This is a genomic window from Exiguobacterium aestuarii (genome assembly GCF_020171655.1).
In the GTDB taxonomy this organism is placed as follows: Bacteria; Bacillota; Bacilli; order Exiguobacteriales; family Exiguobacteriaceae; genus Exiguobacterium; species Exiguobacterium aestuarii_A.
Genome location: NZ_JAIVAC010000002.1, coordinates 298,250 through 315,530 on the forward strand (window position 1 = coordinate 298,250; position 17,281 = coordinate 315,530).

Genomic DNA, 17,281 nt, shown 5'->3' on the forward strand with positions numbered 1-17,281 from the left:
TCACTCCACCGTCGCATATTGTCCTTGTTCGATATAGACGAGCAAGATTGACACGTCTGCAGGGTTTACACCTGAGATTCGTGATGCTTGTCCGATCGAAAGTGGACGAACTTGTTTTAATTTTTGTTTCGCTTCTGTCGCAAGACCGCCGATTGCATCGTAATCCAAGTTTTCTGGGATTCGTTTTGCTTCCATGCGACGCATCTTCTCGACTTGTTCGAGTTGTTTTGAGATATAACCTTCATACTTCACTTGAATCTCGACTTGTTCTTTCACTTCGAACGATAACTCGTCCGCAGATGGCACGGCCGTCATGAGCGCCTCATACGTCACTTCTGGACGCTTCAACAAAATGTTCGCATGTGTCGCTTCTTTCAGCGGTTGTGCACCGACCGATTCAAGCATCGCGTTCACTTCAGGCGTCGGTTTGACGACAAGTGATGCGAGTCGCTTCACTTCTTTTTCAATCGCTTCACGCTTCTCATTGAGATGTGCATGGCGTTCTTCTGAAAGTAAGCCGATCTCATGCCCGATGTCGCTGAGACGTAAATCTGCATTGTCATGACGCAACAAGAGGCGATACTCAGCACGCGATGTGAGGAGACGATATGGTTCGTTCGTTCCTTTCGTCACCAAGTCATCGATTAAGACACCGATATATGCTTGAGAGCGATCAAGGATGACAGGGTCTTTACCGAGCACTTTGCATGCGGCGTTGATTCCCGCCATGATTCCTTGTCCGGCTGCTTCTTCGTAGCCGCTCGTCCCGTTGATTTGCCCTGCTGTAAAGAGTCCTGGAACTGCCTTTGTTTCAAGCGTCGGCCAAAGTTGCGTCGGTACGACCGCATCGTACTCAATCGCATAACCTGGACGCATCATTTCTGACTTTTCAAGACCTGGAATCGTCCGAAGCATCTGATGTTGAACGTCTTCTGGCATACTCGTCGAGAAACCTTGAACGTATACTTCTTCCGTGTCGCGACCTTCTGGTTCTAAGAAGATCTGGTGACGCGGCTTGTCATTGAAACGGACGACTTTATCTTCAATCGATGGACAGTAACGTGGTCCTGTTCCTTTGATTGCACCTGAATACATTGGTGAACGGTGTAAGTTCTCATCAATCAATTGATGCGTACGTTCACTCGTATACGTGAGCCAGCAAGGGATTTGTTCAATTGGATTCAAGTCAGTCGACGTGTACGAGAAGAATGATGGATTCTCGTCTCCAGGCTGAATCTCAGTCTTCGAGTAATCGATCGTTTTCCCATCGATTCGTGGCGGTGTCCCTGTTTTGAATCGAACTAAATCGAGGCCGAGTTCTTCTAAATGTTTTGAAAGCTCGACTGATGGCATTTGGTTGTTTGGACCACTTTCGTATGCCAATTCACCGATGATGATTTGACCACGCATGAACGTTCCCGTCGTTACGATGACTGCTTTCGCGCGATATTCTGAACCCGTGTTCGTTACCACCCCACGCACTTCTCCGTCTTCGATGAGCAATCGTTCAACAAGTGCCTGACGAAGCAATAGATTCGGCTCGTCTTCTAGCACTTTCTTCATGTGATTTTGATATTGGAATTTGTCCGCCTGTGCACGTAGCGCACGTACCGCTGGACCTTTCGACGTATTGAGCATCTTCATTTGGATGTATGTCGCATCAATCGCACGACCCATTTCTCCACCGAGTGCATCGATTTCACGTACGACGATCCCTTTCGCCGGTCCGCCGATCGACGGGTTGCAATACATGAACCCGACCATATCAGGGTTCATCGTCAGCATCGCTGTTTTGGCACCCATCCGAGCCGATGCGAGTGCCGCTTCAATCCCTGCGTGTCCGGCCCCGATGACGATTACGTCATATTCGCCTGCCGTATAAGCCATATTTGTTCCTCCTTATTATTTCCCAAGACAAAACTGTGAAAAGAGCTGATCAATCAAGCTCTCTTGAACGGTATCTCCATTGATTTCACCGAGCGTATCCCACGCCCGACGTAAATCGATTTGGACCATATCGATTGGCATATTCATGACAGCACTACCGAGCGCCTCATCAATTTGACCAATCGTTCGTTTGATTAACTGAATGTGTCGAGCGTTTGAGATATATGTCATATCTTGCGATTCGACGCCTTTTGCAAAGAAGAGGTTCGCAATCGCCGCTTCAAGTGCATCGATCCCCTCATCTAGTAAGAGCGACGTCGCCACGATTGGACGGCCTGCCGCTAGTTTCTCTAGCTTAGAAGAATCCATGTTTTGTGGCAAGTCTGTCTTGTTGATGATGATGATGGCATTCATCCCTTTGACGGCCTCAAACAACGCCTCATCTTCGACAGTCAGCCCCTCATGTCCGTTTAAGACGAGAAGGACCAAGTCCGCCGCTTCTAACGCCTTCCTCGATTTTTCCACGCCGATGCGTTCAACGATATCCTCTGTCTCGCGAATACCGGCGGTGTCCACCAACTTGAGCGGAACACCTTTCACGTTGACATATTCCTCGATCGTGTCACGTGTCGTCCCCGCAATCTCAGTGACAATCGCTTTCGTCTCCTGCACGAGCGTATTCATGAGTGAGGATTTTCCGACGTTCGGTCGCCCGATGATCGCCGTCGCCAAACCTTCGCGCAAGATTTTCCCTTGTCGCGCCGTCTCGAGTAATTGCTCCAAGATTCGTTTGACTTCGCCCGCCTTCTCTTCGACGATCGCTTGTGTCATCTCTTCGGCGTCATACTCCGGATAGTCAATATTGACCTCGACTGCCGCAATCGTCTCAAGCAGTTGTTGACGCAATTCGCGAACGAGTCGTGACAAACGTCCTTCCATTTGAGACATGGCCACGTTCATCGCCCGATCCGTTTTCGCACGAATCAAGTCCATGACCGCTTCGGCCTGTGATAAATCGATGCGGCCATTTAAAAAGGCGCGTTTCGTGAACTCGCCCGGTTCTGCTAAGCGGATGTCGGGTTGGTCGAGAATGAGTTCTAGCACACGATTCACCGCCACGACGCCTCCGTGACAATTGATTTCGACGACGTCTTCTCGTGTAAACGTCTTTGGTGCTCGCATGACACTGACCATGACTTCATCTACGACTTCGCCCGTATCAGGACGTTTTAATGTTCCATAATGAATGGTATGTGAATCGACCGTTGTTAAGTCTTTTCCAGAAAACACATTGTTCACCGTTTCGACCGCCAAATCGCCTGATAATCGGACGATTCCAATGGCACCTTCACCCATCGGCGTCGAAATCGCTGTAATCGTGTCAAACTCTAGCATCTTTCTCCCTCCAAACCTAAACCATCTTCTTCTATCATATGCATAACGAACCTACTATACACGATATTCGACTTGAACGAAAGAGTTCACCCGCCGATGAAGTCATTGCAGTTCCTATCATTATTTTCGTACAATAAAGGAATATATTGACAGAGACGAGAGGGATGAACATGAAGCAACAGGAAGCGATTCAACTCATTACGGAACGATTAAAACAGGATGAGGCAGTTCAAGCAATTTTTTTGAAAGGCTCTTTCGGCAGGGGAGAAGCCGATGAGCATTCAGATATCGATCTTTATGTCATGGTGCACCCCGATCAAGAAGAATCGTTTCTATCAAGACGACTCGATCACCTTCGTGCGTATCGACCTGTTCTGTTGAAAGACGACATCTTCATTGTCGCCCCACAACTCATCGTCGTATTCGACGATCTTCTTCACATGGACTTATTCACCGTCACTAAAGACACCTTGAACCATCAGGACTCAATGCAGATTCTCTACGACCCGCATCATCTCCTGATAGCGCATGAAAGCTCGTTACAGATTGAGGAAAAGACGACAAGTGACCATGCCTTCGACACCGTTTGGTTCTTTTTCCAATATACGAAATCAAGAAATCGCGGTAACGACATTTGGGCAGCCGAAATGCTTCGTCAAGGAATGGTCCATTTTGCATATGTGTTAGCCGCTCACCATACACCGGATCGGGCTTCCCTCGGTTTAAAGGATATGACGCAGCGACAAGAAATCGACCTACATCCAATTTATAATCAATTGACTCCAACGAATCATGAAAAAGCCGCCCGACTCTATATCGAGCGACTTAAAGAAGAACACCCTTTCTTCCAATCCTTATCCGGCTACAATGTGTTCGGATCGTTTATGGAACAGTTGCTTCAACGAGAAACAAACCGCCCTTGAAAGAGGACGGTTTGTTTTTTAGTAACGTGCTTGTCGTTTCGTCGAACGAATCGTGAAATAGAGGAACAATTCTAGAATTGCAATGGCGATGAGGATTCCACCGAAAAGCTGGAATAGGACAAGTAGGCTACTGAACGGATTCGTCAGCATGAGAATCCCGACACCAATCCACAGTAGACTGCCAATCAAAAACCAGAGCCATCGCCCTGCCATCGATTGACGGTAACCGAGCGCCTGAATGAGGCGAATGATTCCTCCAAATAAAAACAGCGCCCCGATTAAAATCGGGAGTAGACTAGCCAGCGTCTCGGCGAAGAAAAAGACGACCGCTGCCAAAATCAAATAGATGAGACCCATAAAGAAAGCCGGCGGTAATCCGCCTTGTCGTCTGCGAACTCCCTGAAAGATCATCCATATGCCCATGATCGCCAAGTATCCGGCAATCACGTACACCATGACATCAAAGAAAAATCGAGGGTACAGTAGAATAAGAACACCGAGCACAAAGTAAAGGATGGCTTGCCATAACGTCGAACGTTCTACACGATGAATAAATGCCTCCATGTTTCCACACCTCCATTTACCCGTTTCTTTCATTATTCCCGTCTTCTCAACATACAATCCCACAAAAAAAGCTGAGTGTCAGAAGACACCCAGCCTAACGATTATTTACGTTTTTTCTTTTTGTTTTTCTTCTCTTCTTCAGCAAGCGCTGCACGCTCTGCTTCTTTCGCAGCGATTTTCGCTTCTGCTGCAACCTTCATCTTCTCACGCATCGGAAGCATGATTGCCATCGTGACGATGATTGAGATGATATAACCGACTACCCAGTACAATGAGAGCGCGGCTGGAAGGTTGATTGACATGATGAAGATCATGACCGGGAAGATGTAAAGCATCATCTTCAATTGTGGGTTCTGTTCTTGACCCGCCATTGAGATTTTTTGTTGAACGAACGTCAAAATTGCCGCTAAAATCGGCAAGATGAACGTCGGGTCCGGAGCACCGAGGTCGAACCATAAGAAGTCCGCTTCGAAAATCTCAGGAGTACGACGAATCGCATCATAGAACGCGAAGAGAATCGGCATTTGAATCAAGATTGGCAAACAACCTGCGAGCGGGTTGATTTGGTATTCTTGATAAAGTTTCATCATCTCTTCTTGGAGTTTACGTTGTGTTTCTTGGTCTTTTGAGCTGTACTTCTCACGAAGCTTCAACATTTCCGGTTGCAAGACTTGCATCGCACCCATACTCTTCGTCTGCTTGATCATGAGCGGGAGAATCAACAAACGAACAATGATTGTCGCGATGATGATTGAAATCCCATATTGCCATGGGCCACCCACTAAATAAGCAACTTCCTTCAAGAGCCATGCGAGCGGCCATACAAAGTACTTCGCCCAGAAACCTTCTGTGTCAGCCGTGATTGGTTCGGCTTGGATGGTAGACGGATCCACACAGCCTGCCATCAGCATAATGACCGCAGTCATGGCAGCGAGTAATCCTAATTTTAGCTTTTTGCTCATAGTTCCTCCTACGCTTTCTTTATCAATTCTTTTTTAACGCACACGTCGATCGGGCAATCTTATAAGACTCTGATTATATGAGAGAACAAATTCAGATTGTCATGGTCACCGGCTTTGTTTTTGCCAAACCTTCGCTCGTTTGAATACGTGTTTCAAACTCTCGGTCACTTCCGACTGCGTCAATGCGGTCGCAGGCTTCCGGGCGATGATCACATAATCATTCGGTGCAACGTTCGGTTCAAGCAAGCGAAGCGACTCACGCATCAATCGTTTCATGCGGTTTCGTTCTACAGCATTTCCAAGCTTTTTGCTGACAGAAAGACCCACTCTGAAATGCGTTTGATCCGCTTTGAGCGTGTAGACGACAAACTGACGATTGGCCACGGAGCGTCCTTCGCGAAACACCGCTTGGAACTCTTCATTCTTTTGCAGGCGGTATTCTTTTTTCAAAATTCTCACTCCATCCTTCGCTTCAAAAATCGTCAACTAACATCATATCATATCCGCATCATTTGAACGAGGGAGAATCCATGAAATGCTACGTTTCTGTGACAAACTAAAAAATTGCCCGAGGAAAGGATCCCCGGGCAATCTTCATTCGAAATTATACAGTCAAGGCTTTACGGCCTTTACGACGACGAGCAGCAAGAATGTTGCGACCGTTTTTAGTCGCCATGCGTGCACGGAATCCGTGAACTTTCTTACGCTTACGGTTGTTAGGGTTGAAAGTTGGTTTCATGGTTACAGCACCTCCTCAAGATTAACGCTCTATTAGCAAGTTATATTTTCATTTAAGGCAGTCTTTAAGATTATATAAATCGAATCAACAATTGTCAATGTATTTTCGAACGGTTTTCGAATCGGGTCGATTACGTGATCGAGAGGCATCATTTGGGATCGTTCAACTTTGTCTAGAACGGCTTGTATGGAACCAGATTGATACGAAACCTTTACGTATTTCTTAAACGGTCTTTATAAATAGCGATGTTGAGCCATTTTATCCACATATTCACGAAGTTATCCACATTTATATGTGAATAACTCTTCTTTTTTCATGTCTAAATTCTTTATTTTTTCATTTTCTTCTTTTACAAAAACTTTCTCTCAATTCACTTCCTCCTCTTTTGTGCATAACTTTTTCAATCGCCTTTCTATCCAAACACCTTTATCCACAACATATCCACAGTTTATCCACAAAACACACAGCATGTGGATAAGTGGGTGTGGATACTTTTCTTTATCTGTGGATAAATACCGAAAAGCATTGCCACGTCTATTTTATTTTGCTAAACTGAATGTGCACAAACTTGTGGATGAACAATTCGTGATTCCTAGATATACACAGGCTGTGGATAAGTGTTATCCCCATAATGAACACCATGTGGATAACTTTATCCACAGTTTTTGTTCTCTGGGGATAACCCTAGTTTCTACTATAGAATAGTGTATGTGTATATCGTGTGAATAAGTTTTACCAAACATGTGAGTAAAGGAGGTCTTTCATTGAAGAATGCTCGCGAGATTTGGAGAAACGTTTTATCTGTGATTGAAGAAGAGGAACGAACTCCAAAAGCTAGTTTTGACATGTGGTTGAAATCAACCGAAGGGATATCACTGATGGGAACGACACTCGTTGTGTCGGCGCCGGCCAGTTTTATCGTTACGTGGTTAGAGCGACAGTACTTGTCACTTTTACAAGATACGGTCGAAGAAATCACAAACAATAAGCTCGAAATTCATTTTATTGAAGAATCTCAAGCACACAAGTATGCTCCAGCGGATGGATCGTCACAAGAATCCATTGCCGTGACGGAAACAAGGGAACAGCCTTTACCATTACCTTCAAAAGAGGAAGGGGATCTCGGACAGCTGAATGACAAATATATCTTCGAGACGTTTGTCATCGGATCGGGGAACCGATTTGCCCACGCCGCATCACTCGCTGTTGCTGAAGCGCCAGCCCGTGCATATAACCCGCTATTCATTTACGGGGGAGTCGGACTCGGGAAAACGCATTTGATGCATGCGATTGGTCATTACGTAAAAGGACAAAAACCAGGAGCTCGGATTGCGTATGTCTCTTCTGAAAAGTTTACGAATGAATTCATCAACTCCATTCGAGACAATAAAACAGGCGAGTTCCGTAATCGCTATCGGAACATCGATGTGTTGCTGATTGATGATATTCAGTTCTTAGCAGGAAAAGAACAAACGCAGGAAGAGTTTTTCCACACTTTCAATGCGCTACACAATGATCAGAAACAAATCGTCATTTCAAGCGACCGACCACCAAAAGAAATTCCGACGTTAGAAGATCGCCTACGTTCGCGTTTCGAATGGGGACTCATTACGGATATCACACCACCTGACCTCGAGACACGAATTGCGATTCTCCGTAAAAAGGCGACTGCTGAAGGTCTCGATATCTCAAACGAGGTCATGCTTTATATTGCGAATCAAATCGATACGAACATTCGTGAGCTAGAAGGGGCGTTGACACGCGTTGTCGCTTACGCAAAACTAGTTGGGCGACCGATTGACCCAGACGTAGCAGCAGAAGCGCTTCATAACATCATGCCGGTTCAGGAAGCGAAGAAGATCGTCATTCGTGACATTCAAGAAATCGTCGGTCAACACTTCAACATTCAAGTAGAAGAGTTGAACTCGAAAAAACGCACAAAAACGTTGGCATTCCCACGTCAAATCGCGATGTACCTATCTCGTGAGATGACGGAGAGTTCATTACCGAAAATCGGGGAAGAGTTTGGAGGGCGTGATCATACGACTGTGATTCATGCACATGAGAAAATTAGCACGCTTCTGAAAAATGATGTGGAAATGCAAGAGACGATTCAAACGTTGAAAAAAGCACTGTCTAACTGATGACAGATTCTCTGTGGATATCCTGTGGATAAACCACCTTAGTTATCCACAAGTTATTCACAGGCGAAATGGCTTCATACGTATGCTTCAGGGGACTTATCCCCAGTATCCACAGCCCTTATTACTATTATGACTTAATTAATACTATTATTATCATTAGTAAATGACTCATTTCACCTTAGGAGGAATTATCCACATGCATTTAACGATTCAACGAGATGTATTCATGCAAGCCGTACAAGATGTATCAAAAGCTGTGGCTTCACGAACGACTATTCCAATTTTGACAGGCTTAAAGCTTGAAGCTCATGCGGACGGTTTAACACTGACAGGAAGTGACACTGAAATTTCGATTGAACGTTTGATCCCAATCGAAGAAGGTGGAATCGAACTCATTCAAATTCAACGTGCCGGAAGTGTCGTATTAAATGCGCGCTTTTTAGGAGAAATCGTGAAGAAATTGCCGACAAACGAAGTCACACTCGAAGTGTCACCAAACTTCATGACACGAATTGAGTCTGGCCAGGCAGAATTCCATTTGAACGGTCTCGATCCGGACGAATATCCTCGCCTCCCAGAACTTGCGAGCGACCGTCGTTTCTATCTACCAGCGGATCTTTTAAAAACCATCATCCGTCAGACGAGTTTCGCAGTTTCCTCACAAGAGACACGCCCAGTTTTAACAGGAGTCAACTTCTCTGCTGAGAAAGGTTTCCTCACATGTGTAGCAACGGACAGCCACCGCTTGGCGCTTCGTCGTGCTCGTTTTGAGACAGACAACGACTTGACGTTCCAAAATGTCGTCGTTCCTGGTCGTTCGCTCAACGAACTCGCTAAATTGCTCGATCGTGAAGAGTTACCAATCGAAATCGTGCTAACAGACCAGCAAATCTTGTTCCGTATGAAAAATATCTCATTCTTCTCTCGTTTGTTAGACGGAGCGTACCCAGACACGTCACGCCTCATTCCGGAAGAATATCGTACAGCGGTGCGCATGAATGCGAAAGAATTCTTACAAGCCATTGATCGTGCATCACTCTTAGCACGTGCTGATCGGAACAACGTCATTAAATTTGTCGCGGAAGATACGACAGCAGTCGAAGTATCTTCACATTCGCCTGAAGTCGGTAAAGTGTCTGAGCGTGTCAGCATCTTATCGCTTGAAGGGGAGGAATTGAAAATCTCCTTCAACTCTAAGTTTGTAATGGATGCGCTTCGTGCGCTCGATGCATCTGAAATCGAAATCCAGTTCACGGGTTCGATGCGACCGTTCATTCTACGACCGGTTGAGCAAGATAGCGTTCTTCAACTGATTTTACCAGTCCGCACATCGTAAGCAGCGGATAGGGATGATGAGGTGTCTGACCTTGTCATCCCTCTTTTTGCCTTATTCGACGATTTTCGATAAACTAATATGTATGGCGATTTTTTCAGATCAGCATGTGAGAAAGGAAGTGACGACATGGAAAAAGTGTCGATTACAACCGAGTATGTAACGCTCGGACAATTTTTAAAATTAGCAGACATCATCTCAAGTGGGGGACAAGCAAAGTTCTTTTTAGAAGATGTCATGATCAAAGTGAACGGTGAGCAGGACCAACGCCGTGGTCGTAAATTGAGAGATGGAGATACAATCGAGGTCGAAGGCTTCGGGGAATATCAAATCGAGGGAAACTGACGTGCATTTAAAGTCGATCCGATTGCAAAATTATCGCAACTACGAAACCCTCGAGCTAGATTTCTCAGAACAGACGAATGTTCTAATTGGTGAGAATGCCCAAGGAAAAACGAATCTTCTCGAATCGATTTACGTACTTGCGCTCGCAAAATCGCATCGGACGACACAAGACCGAGAATTGATCGGTTGGGAAGCTGATGCCGCAAGTATCGAAGGACGGATTCATAAACGCACCGGCGAATCGGTGCAGAGTCTCTCATTTTCTCCTAAAGGAAAAAAAGCAAAGCTCAATCATTTAGAACAACGTCGTCTCAGTGACTATGTCGGCGCATTTAACGTCGTCTTGTTCGCCCCTGAAGACTTAGCCATCGTCAAAGGCAGTCCACAAGGGAGACGGCGATTTTTAGATATGGAAATCGGTCAGGTCAGTCCCGTGTACTTACATGAGCTCAATCAATATTTGAAGACGTTAAAACAGCGAAACGCCTTGTTGAAGCAGTTATCCACAAAGGGTGGGGACGAGACGTTACTCGAAGTATTGACGGACCAATTGATTGAACTCGCCGTGAAGATTGTGATGAGACGCTATCATTTCATCGATCAACTCGAAAAATGGGCCAATCCGATTCATTCTGGGATCACACGTGAGTTAGAGACACTGACGATTCAATACGTTTCTGACACGTTCCAAAAAGAACGTTTCTCAAAAGAACAGATGTTTGAAACGTATCGTCAAAAGTTTGATAAAATAAGAGAGAACGAACGAAGAAGAGGTGTGACCTTATTTGGTCCGCATCGTGACGATTTTGAATTGTACGTAAACGATCGAAACGTTCAAACGTTCGGTTCACAAGGTCAGCAACGAACGGCGGCCTTGTCATTGAAGCTAGCTGAAATTGAATTGATTCATGAAGAAGTGGGCGAATATCCTCTTTTGTTATTAGACGATGTGTTATCTGAACTTGACGATCATCGCCAAACCCATCTACTCGATACGATGGGACGAAAAGTACAAACGATTTTGACGACAACAAACATTGATGGAATCGCACATGAAACCATTCAACAAGCCAAAGTGTTTCACGTGAAACAAGGCGAAGTCGAAACAGAATCCGTGTAATCGTGGTAAGAAGGAACACCAAATCATGTATAGTAGGTGAAAATAACCGATGAGTAATGAAAACGAAAAAGAATTGCAAGCGTATGGCGCCGATCAGATTCAAGTTCTTGAAGGCTTAGAGGCTGTACGTAAACGTCCAGGGATGTATATCGGTTCCACAAGCTCTCGCGGTCTCCACCACTTAGTATGGGAGATTGTCGATAACTCAATCGATGAGGCGCTTGCAGGTTATTGTGACACGATCACAGTGACGGTTGAGCCAGGAAACTCCATCGTTGTCGAAGATAACGGACGTGGGATTCCAGTAGACGTTCAAAAGAAAACAGGTCGACCTGCCGTTGAAGTTATTTTCACGGTATTGCACGCCGGCGGTAAATTCGGCGGTGGCGGATACAAAGTTTCAGGTGGTTTGCACGGTGTAGGGGCGTCGGTTGTCAACGCACTATCGACAAAACTTGAAGTGTTCGTCCGTCGCGACGGCAACGTGTATTATCAATCGTTCAAACGTGGCGTGCCACAAGGCGAACTTGAAATCGTCGGAACGACAGATACGACAGGAACGACTGTCCGCTTCTTCCCGGACGGCGATATCTTCCAAGAAACGCTCGAGTATGACTTTGATTTGCTAGCAACACGTCTTCGCGAGCTCGCTTTCTTAAACAAAGGGCTACGGATTGTCGCAAAAGATGATCGTAGCGATGAGACGATTGAACGTAATTATCACTACGAGGGCGGAATTAAGTCTTACGTCGAGCACTTGAACCGTTCGAAGGCATCGATTCATGAAGAGCCTGTGTATGTGCACGGAACGAAAGATGGAATTGAGGTAGAGATTGCCCTTCAGTACAACGAAGGTTTCGCAAGTAATATCTACTCATTCACGAACAACATCCCGACACATGAAGGTGGGACGCACGAGACTGGATTTAAGACAGCACTCACACGTTCAATCAATGATTATGCGAAGCGATTCGGATTGATGAAAGAGGCCGACGGAAGTCTTTCTGGGGATGATGTCCGTGAAGGATTGACGGCGATCGTTTCCGTCAAACACCCGGCACCTCAGTTTGAAGGACAGACGAAGACGAAACTTGGAAATGCCGATGCTCGTACGGCGACAGATACGTTATTCAGTGACACGTTCGAACAATTCTTGCTCGAGAATCCATCAGTCGGTCGTCTTATTGTCGACAAAGGATTGATGGCAGCACGCGCACGTCTTGCTGCAAAACGCGCACGCGAGATGACACGTCGTAAAGGTATTCTCGAAGTCAGTTCATTACCAGGGAAATTGGCTGACTGTTCGTCGAAAGACGCTTCGAAATCTGAACTATACATCGTTGAGGGTGACTCAGCGGGTGGTTCGGCGAAATCTGGTCGTGACCGTCACTTCCAAGCAATCTTGCCGATTCGAGGGAAAATCATCAACGTCGAGAAAGCACGTCTTGATAAGATTTTAGCCAACCAAGAAGTCCGGACCATTATCACGGCTCTCGGAACAGGAATTGCGGATGAGTTTGATTTATCAAAAGCGCGTTACCATAAACTGATCATCATGACCGATGCCGATGTCGATGGAGCGCACATTCGTACGCTGTTATTGACGTTCTTCTATCGTTACATGCGACCACTCGTGGAAAGTGGATACGTCTATATCGCGCAACCACCGCTCTATGGTGTGAAACACGGTAAAGAAACGATCTATGTTCAAAACGAGCGAGAGCTACAAGCTACACTTGCACAACTTCCTGAAAATGCACGTTATAGCGTTCAACGTTACAAAGGTCTTGGGGAGATGGATCCTGAACAGTTATGGAATACGACGATGAACCCGGAAACGCGTTCGATGCTTCGCGTCGATCTTCAAGATGCGATTGAAGCAGATGAGATTTTTGAAACGCTCATGGGTGACAACGTCGAACCACGCCGTGACTTTATTCAATCTCACGCCCATTACGTGAAGAACCTCGATATTTAATAAGAAGGGTAGGCAATAACGAATGGCAGAACAAGAAAATATCAAGGATATAAATATTAGCCAAGAGATGCGAACGTCGTTCATGGACTATGCGATGAGCGTCATCGTATCACGTGCCCTTCCGGACGTGCGAGATGGTTTGAAGCCGGTTCACCGTCGTATTTTGTATGCGATGAACGAGCTCGGAATTCGTGCGGACAAGCCACATAAGAAATCGGCGCGTGTCGTCGGGGACGTGATCGGTAAGTATCACCCACACGGTGACTCTGCCGTCTACGAAACGATGGTTCGTATGGCTCAAGATTTCAGTTATCGTTACGAACTAGTCGACGGTCACGGGAACTTCGGTTCAGTCGATGGCGACTCGGCCGCTGCGATGCGTTATACCGAGGCACGTATGTCTAAGATTGCGATGGAACTCGTACGAGACATTGGCAAAAACACAATCGATTACCAACCAAACTTCGATGGTGAAGAGAAAGAGCCGGTCGTTCTTCCGGCGCGTTTCCCGAACTTCCTTGTCAACGGAACGAGCGGGATTGCGGTCGGGATGGCAACGAACGTTCCTCCGCATAACTTGAATGAAGTCATCGATGGGGTGTTGGCTCTTACTCATAACCCAGACATCACGATTGCTGAATTGATGCAACACATCCCAGGCCCTGACTTCCCGACAGCGGGAGAGATTTTGGGACGCAGCGGGATTCGTCGTGCCTATGAAACGGGACGTGGATCGATTACGATGCGTGCGAAAGCCGAAATCGAAACGTTGAAAAACGGTCGTGAACGGATCCTCGTTCATGAAATCCCATATCAAGTCAACAAGGCACGTCTCGTTGAGAAAATTGCCGATTTGGTACGTGATAAAAAAATCGAAGGAATCACAGACTTGCGTGATGAATCCGACCGTAACGGGATGCGGGTCGTCATCGAAGTTCGTCGGGATGCGAATGCGAGTGTCATCTTGAACAACTTGTATAAGCAAACGCCGATGCAGACGACGTTCGGAGTGAACATGCTTGCCCTCGTAGGCGGTCGCCCGAAAACGTTGAACATCAAACAAGCCATCTATTACTACATCGAACACCAAAAAGAAGTCGTACGTCGTCGTACACAATTCGATTTGGATAAAGCGGAAGCGCGTGCCCACATCTTAGAGGGTCTTCGTGTTGCCCTTGATCACTTGGATGAAGTTATCGCCATCATTCGTAGCACACGTACTGGTGACGAGGCGCGTGAGAAGTTGATTGCTCGCTTTGGACTTTCTACTGAGCAAACGCAAGCGATTTTAGATATGCGTCTCCAACGATTGACTGGTTTGGAGCGCGAGAAAATCGAAGGCGAATACCGTGAAGTGAAAGCGTTGATCGAGGAACTTCGTGCGATTCTTGGTGATGAGGAGTTGCTTCTCGACATCATTCGTAACGAGTTGCTTGAAATCAAAGAGCGGTATGGTGATGCACGTCGTACGGTGATTCGTACAGACATCGTTGAACTTGAGGACGAAGATTTAATCCCGGTTCGTGACATGATGATCACGTTAACGAGCGAAGGTTACATCAAGTCAATCCCATCCGATTCATACCGCGCACAGCGTCGGGGTGGACGTGGGAAACAAGGTATGGGAACGAACGATGAAGACTTCGTACTTCGTTTGCTATCAGCATCGACACACGATACGATTCTCTTCTTTACGAACTTCGGTCGTGTCTTCCGTCTTAAAGGATATGAAATTCCTGAGATGAGTCGTACCGCAAAAGGAATGCCGATCATTAACTTGCTTCAAATTGATAAAGGTGAAAAAGTTGAAACGATGATTCCTGTCGATTTCAACAGTTACCTGGCAAACCAAACGGTGGCAGAAGATGCGCAGAATGAATCGGAAGAAGAAGTGGCAGATGAGCAATTGTCTCTTGTCTTCATTACAAAAGAAGGTTTGATTAAGCGTTCACCACTCTCGGCATACGCTCGAATCAACAAAAACGGTCTTCGGGCCATCAGCTTGAATGAAACAGATGAGCTCGTCACCGTCCGCCTTGCGAAGAGCGATGATGAAATGTTGATTGTCACTCGCCAAGGAATGTCGATTCGTTTCCCTCTCGAAGGAGAAGTTCGATCGATGGGACGTACGGCACGTGGTGTTCGTGCAATTCGTTTGAAGAAAGACGATGATTTAGTCGTCTCAATGGAAATCGTTCGCACAACGCAAGACGTCTTGATTATCACTGAAAAAGGATTCGGGAAACGTACGGCTATGGAGCAGTTCCGTACACAAGGTCGTGGCGGTTCCGGAATCATTGGAATTAAGACAGATCGTGGAACAGTCGTGGGTATGCGTGTCGTTGATGAAGATGATGACATCATGTTGATGACTGAGCACGGCGTTGCGATTCGAATCGATTCGCAAACCATCTCTCAGATGGGTCGAAGCACACGTGGTGTGAAAGTGATGAACATTGAAGATGGCGATCGTCTAGCGACTATCGCAAAATTGAAAAAAGATGAGTTAGAAGAGGAATCAGCAGTCGATTTGGAGAATGGGTTTGAGGTAGAAGCACCTGAAGCCGACGAATCGTCTGATGTGAATGAGTAAGACGAGAGGTCGAACGGTGTTTCCGTTCGACCTTTTTCATATATAGGAGGGATTCGCGTGCGTTTGAACTTATCCGCTGTACATGTTGGTATGACGTTATTGTCACCCGTTTCTTCCTTAGAGGCAGGAATTCATTTAACAAATGAACATCTACGTTTGCTCCGTTTCTTAAAGATTGAAGCAATTGATGTTGCACCTGTTGAACAATTCATCTTCACTTCTATAGAAGAAAAGCTTCTTTGCGAACAGGTTCTACAATATGAGAAACATTATAATCAGTGGGAAGAGCGAATCGCCCCGAATCCTTACGAAGGTTTAGAATTCATTCATCAACTATTTCGTCAGGAACTCCCGCTTTCAGCAGTCGTTCATTTTTTTACGCATCAACCTTTGCGAAAAAACCATGTCATCTACCATGCGATTTATCGAGCACTCGTCGCACGCGCCTTATCGAAATATCGAGGGGATGAGCACCAACTTCAATTTGATTACGGAATTGCTTCTTATTTCGCTGATGCAAGTTACGCTAAAATTCGAAAATGGTCTCATATGCGTTATTTCACAAAAATGGAACGGGAGCTACTATACCAACACCCACTCGTCTCGGCAGCGATGCTTCCAAGTACCCAAACGCTACGAGGGCGTGTCTATCAATTGATCACAGAGCATCACGAACGTCTAGATGGATCCGGTTTTCCAAAACGTCTAACCGAGCGGGAGTTGAATCCCGCGTCTCCTCTATTTATTGTCGCTGATCGATTCTGTCAGTTAACCGCACCTCGAACGTTTCGAAAACCACTTTCGCCAGAAGAAGCATACTTCTATATGTGGCAGAATAAAGCCTATGACGAGGAGGCCTTGTCGCTTCTCGCTACGTTGCTCGGATTTTATGAAATCGGTCGAACCGTTTTATTGAGTAGCGGAGTGCGGGGAAAGATTCACGCCTATACGAATCGTATTGAGCGACCTATTGTTATAGAAGATACGGATGAGACTGAATATGATTTATCACGTTTGGCTGAAGTGAAAATTGTATCATTTCAATAAGAAGAGACTGGCGATTCCTCTCATCAAAAATGATAGGAATCGTCTTTATTTATTCTTTTTTAAAAAACTTTATTTTTATAGTTGACGAATATAAAGTCAGATGCTATTATAAATGAGTCGCTAAGAGCGGCAGACGAACTTTGAAAACTGAACGATGAGGCAAAAATAAGTTTTACAATTTTTGAATGAAGCGCAAGCTTCGTCAATTTAAGAGCTATATCAAATTCTTTGGAGAGTTTGATCCTGGCTCA

Annotated in this window: 14 protein-coding genes; 8 read left to right on the forward strand and 6 right to left on the reverse strand. The window is 45.8% G+C overall.

The features are described from left to right. Together mnmG and mnmE are read right to left on the reverse strand one after the other, a co-directional pair. Positions 1-1,887 carry a tRNA uridine-5-carboxymethylaminomethyl(34) synthesis enzyme MnmG gene (gene mnmG / locus LCM29_RS12505; RefSeq protein WP_214785436.1) on the reverse strand — a complete coding sequence of 629 codons (1,887 nt, stop codon included), beginning with the start codon at positions 1,885-1,887 and terminating at the stop codon, positions 1-3. 15 nt (positions 1,888-1,902) lie between these two features. Then, positions 1,903-3,282, reverse strand: a complete 1,380-nt coding sequence (gene mnmE, locus LCM29_RS12510) for a tRNA uridine-5-carboxymethylaminomethyl(34) synthesis GTPase MnmE (protein WP_224863188.1) — start codon at positions 3,280-3,282, stop codon at positions 1,903-1,905. A gap of 170 nt (positions 3,283-3,452) precedes the next feature. Here mnmE and LCM29_RS12515 point away from each other — a divergent pair, with 170 nt between their 5' ends. Continuing rightward, positions 3,453-4,205, forward strand: a complete 753-nt coding sequence (locus LCM29_RS12515) for a nucleotidyltransferase domain-containing protein (protein ID WP_224863190.1) — start codon at positions 3,453-3,455, stop codon at positions 4,203-4,205. 18 nt (positions 4,206-4,223) lie between these two features. Here LCM29_RS12515 and LCM29_RS12520 read toward each other — a convergent pair whose 3' ends face one another. The 4 genes from LCM29_RS12520 to rpmH form a co-directional block, all read right to left on the reverse strand. Then, a complete protein-coding gene (locus tag LCM29_RS12520) occupies positions 4,224-4,769 on the reverse strand; it encodes an HdeD family acid-resistance protein (RefSeq protein ID WP_214761215.1) in 546 nt (181 codons plus the stop codon). Positions 4,770-4,870: 101 nt separating this feature from the next. Continuing rightward, on the reverse strand, positions 4,871-5,731 hold the full coding sequence (yidC, locus tag LCM29_RS12525) for a membrane protein insertase YidC (RefSeq protein ID WP_214696490.1): 861 nt from the start codon (positions 5,729-5,731) through the stop codon (positions 4,871-4,873). A 105-nt stretch (positions 5,732-5,836) separates the two neighbouring features. Further along, complete coding sequence (gene rnpA, locus LCM29_RS12530) at positions 5,837-6,181, reverse strand: ribonuclease P protein component (RefSeq protein WP_147537828.1); 345 nt, start codon at positions 6,179-6,181, stop codon at positions 5,837-5,839. Between the two features lie 154 nt (positions 6,182-6,335). Beyond that, on the reverse strand, positions 6,336-6,470 hold the full coding sequence (gene rpmH, locus LCM29_RS12535; protein ID WP_015880216.1) for a 50S ribosomal protein L34: 135 nt from the start codon (positions 6,468-6,470) through the stop codon (positions 6,336-6,338). Positions 6,471-7,234: 764 nt separating this feature from the next. Between rpmH and dnaA the strand changes: the two genes are divergently transcribed. The 7 genes from dnaA (at position 7,235) to LCM29_RS12570 (ending at position 17,030) form a co-directional block, all read left to right on the forward strand. Next, on the forward strand, positions 7,235-8,614 hold the full coding sequence (gene dnaA / locus LCM29_RS12540; RefSeq protein ID WP_214749500.1) for a chromosomal replication initiator protein DnaA: 1,380 nt from the start codon (positions 7,235-7,237) through the stop codon (positions 8,612-8,614). Positions 8,615-8,810: 196 nt separating this feature from the next. Further along, positions 8,811-9,950 (forward strand): DNA polymerase III subunit beta, encoded by a 1,140-nt coding sequence (dnaN, locus tag LCM29_RS12545; protein ID WP_026824743.1) that lies wholly within the window; start codon positions 8,811-8,813, stop codon positions 9,948-9,950. Between the two features lie 126 nt (positions 9,951-10,076). Next, on the forward strand, positions 10,077-10,292 hold the full coding sequence (gene yaaA / locus LCM29_RS12550; protein WP_015880213.1) for a S4 domain-containing protein YaaA: 216 nt from the start codon (positions 10,077-10,079) through the stop codon (positions 10,290-10,292). 1 nt (position 10,293) lies between these two features. Beyond that, positions 10,294-11,412: a DNA replication/repair protein RecF gene (gene recF, locus LCM29_RS12555; protein ID WP_074034078.1), complete on the forward strand. Its 1,119-nt coding sequence runs from the start codon at positions 10,294-10,296 to the stop codon at positions 11,410-11,412. Positions 11,413-11,461: 49 nt separating this feature from the next. Next, the gene (gyrB, locus tag LCM29_RS12560) at positions 11,462-13,390 is read left to right on the forward strand and encodes a DNA topoisomerase (ATP-hydrolyzing) subunit B (RefSeq protein WP_214696486.1); all 1,929 of its coding nucleotides are present in this window, start codon (positions 11,462-11,464) and stop codon (positions 13,388-13,390) included. A gap of 22 nt (positions 13,391-13,412) precedes the next feature. Beyond that, the gene (gene gyrA, locus LCM29_RS12565) at positions 13,413-15,983 is read left to right on the forward strand and encodes a DNA gyrase subunit A (protein WP_214696483.1); all 2,571 of its coding nucleotides are present in this window, start codon (positions 13,413-13,415) and stop codon (positions 15,981-15,983) included. A 57-nt stretch (positions 15,984-16,040) separates the two neighbouring features. Continuing rightward, a complete protein-coding gene (locus tag LCM29_RS12570) occupies positions 16,041-17,030 on the forward strand; it encodes an HD-GYP domain-containing protein (protein ID WP_224863192.1) in 990 nt (329 codons plus the stop codon). The last annotated feature ends 251 nt before the right edge of the window (positions 17,031-17,281 follow it).

Excerpts from the sequence above, each read along its gene's own strand:
- yaaA (WP_015880213.1), top strand. The coding sequence starts at position 10,077 with ATGGAAAAAGTGTCGATTACAACCGAGTATGTAACGCTCGGACAATTT.
- dnaN (WP_026824743.1), top strand. The coding sequence starts at position 8,811 with ATGCATTTAACGATTCAACGAGATGTATTCATGCAAGCCGTACAAGAT.
- LCM29_RS12515 (WP_224863190.1), top strand. The coding sequence starts at position 3,453 with ATGAAGCAACAGGAAGCGATTCAACTCATTACGGAACGATTAAAACAG.
- gyrB (WP_214696486.1), top strand. The coding sequence starts at position 11,462 with ATGAGTAATGAAAACGAAAAAGAATTGCAAGCGTATGGCGCCGATCAG.
- mnmE (WP_224863188.1), bottom strand. The coding sequence starts at position 3,282 with ATGCTAGAGTTTGACACGATTACAGCGATTTCGACGCCGATGGGTGAA.
- LCM29_RS12520 (WP_214761215.1), bottom strand. The coding sequence starts at position 4,769 with ATGGAGGCATTTATTCATCGTGTAGAACGTTCGACGTTATGGCAAGCC.
- gyrA (WP_214696483.1), top strand. The coding sequence starts at position 13,413 with ATGGCAGAACAAGAAAATATCAAGGATATAAATATTAGCCAAGAGATG.
- yidC (WP_214696490.1), bottom strand. The coding sequence starts at position 5,731 with ATGAGCAAAAAGCTAAAATTAGGATTACTCGCTGCCATGACTGCGGTC.
- rpmH (WP_015880216.1), bottom strand. The coding sequence starts at position 6,470 with ATGAAACCAACTTTCAACCCTAACAACCGTAAGCGTAAGAAAGTTCAC.
- mnmG (WP_214785436.1), bottom strand. The coding sequence starts at position 1,887 with ATGGCTTATACGGCAGGCGAATATGACGTAATCGTCATCGGGGCCGGA.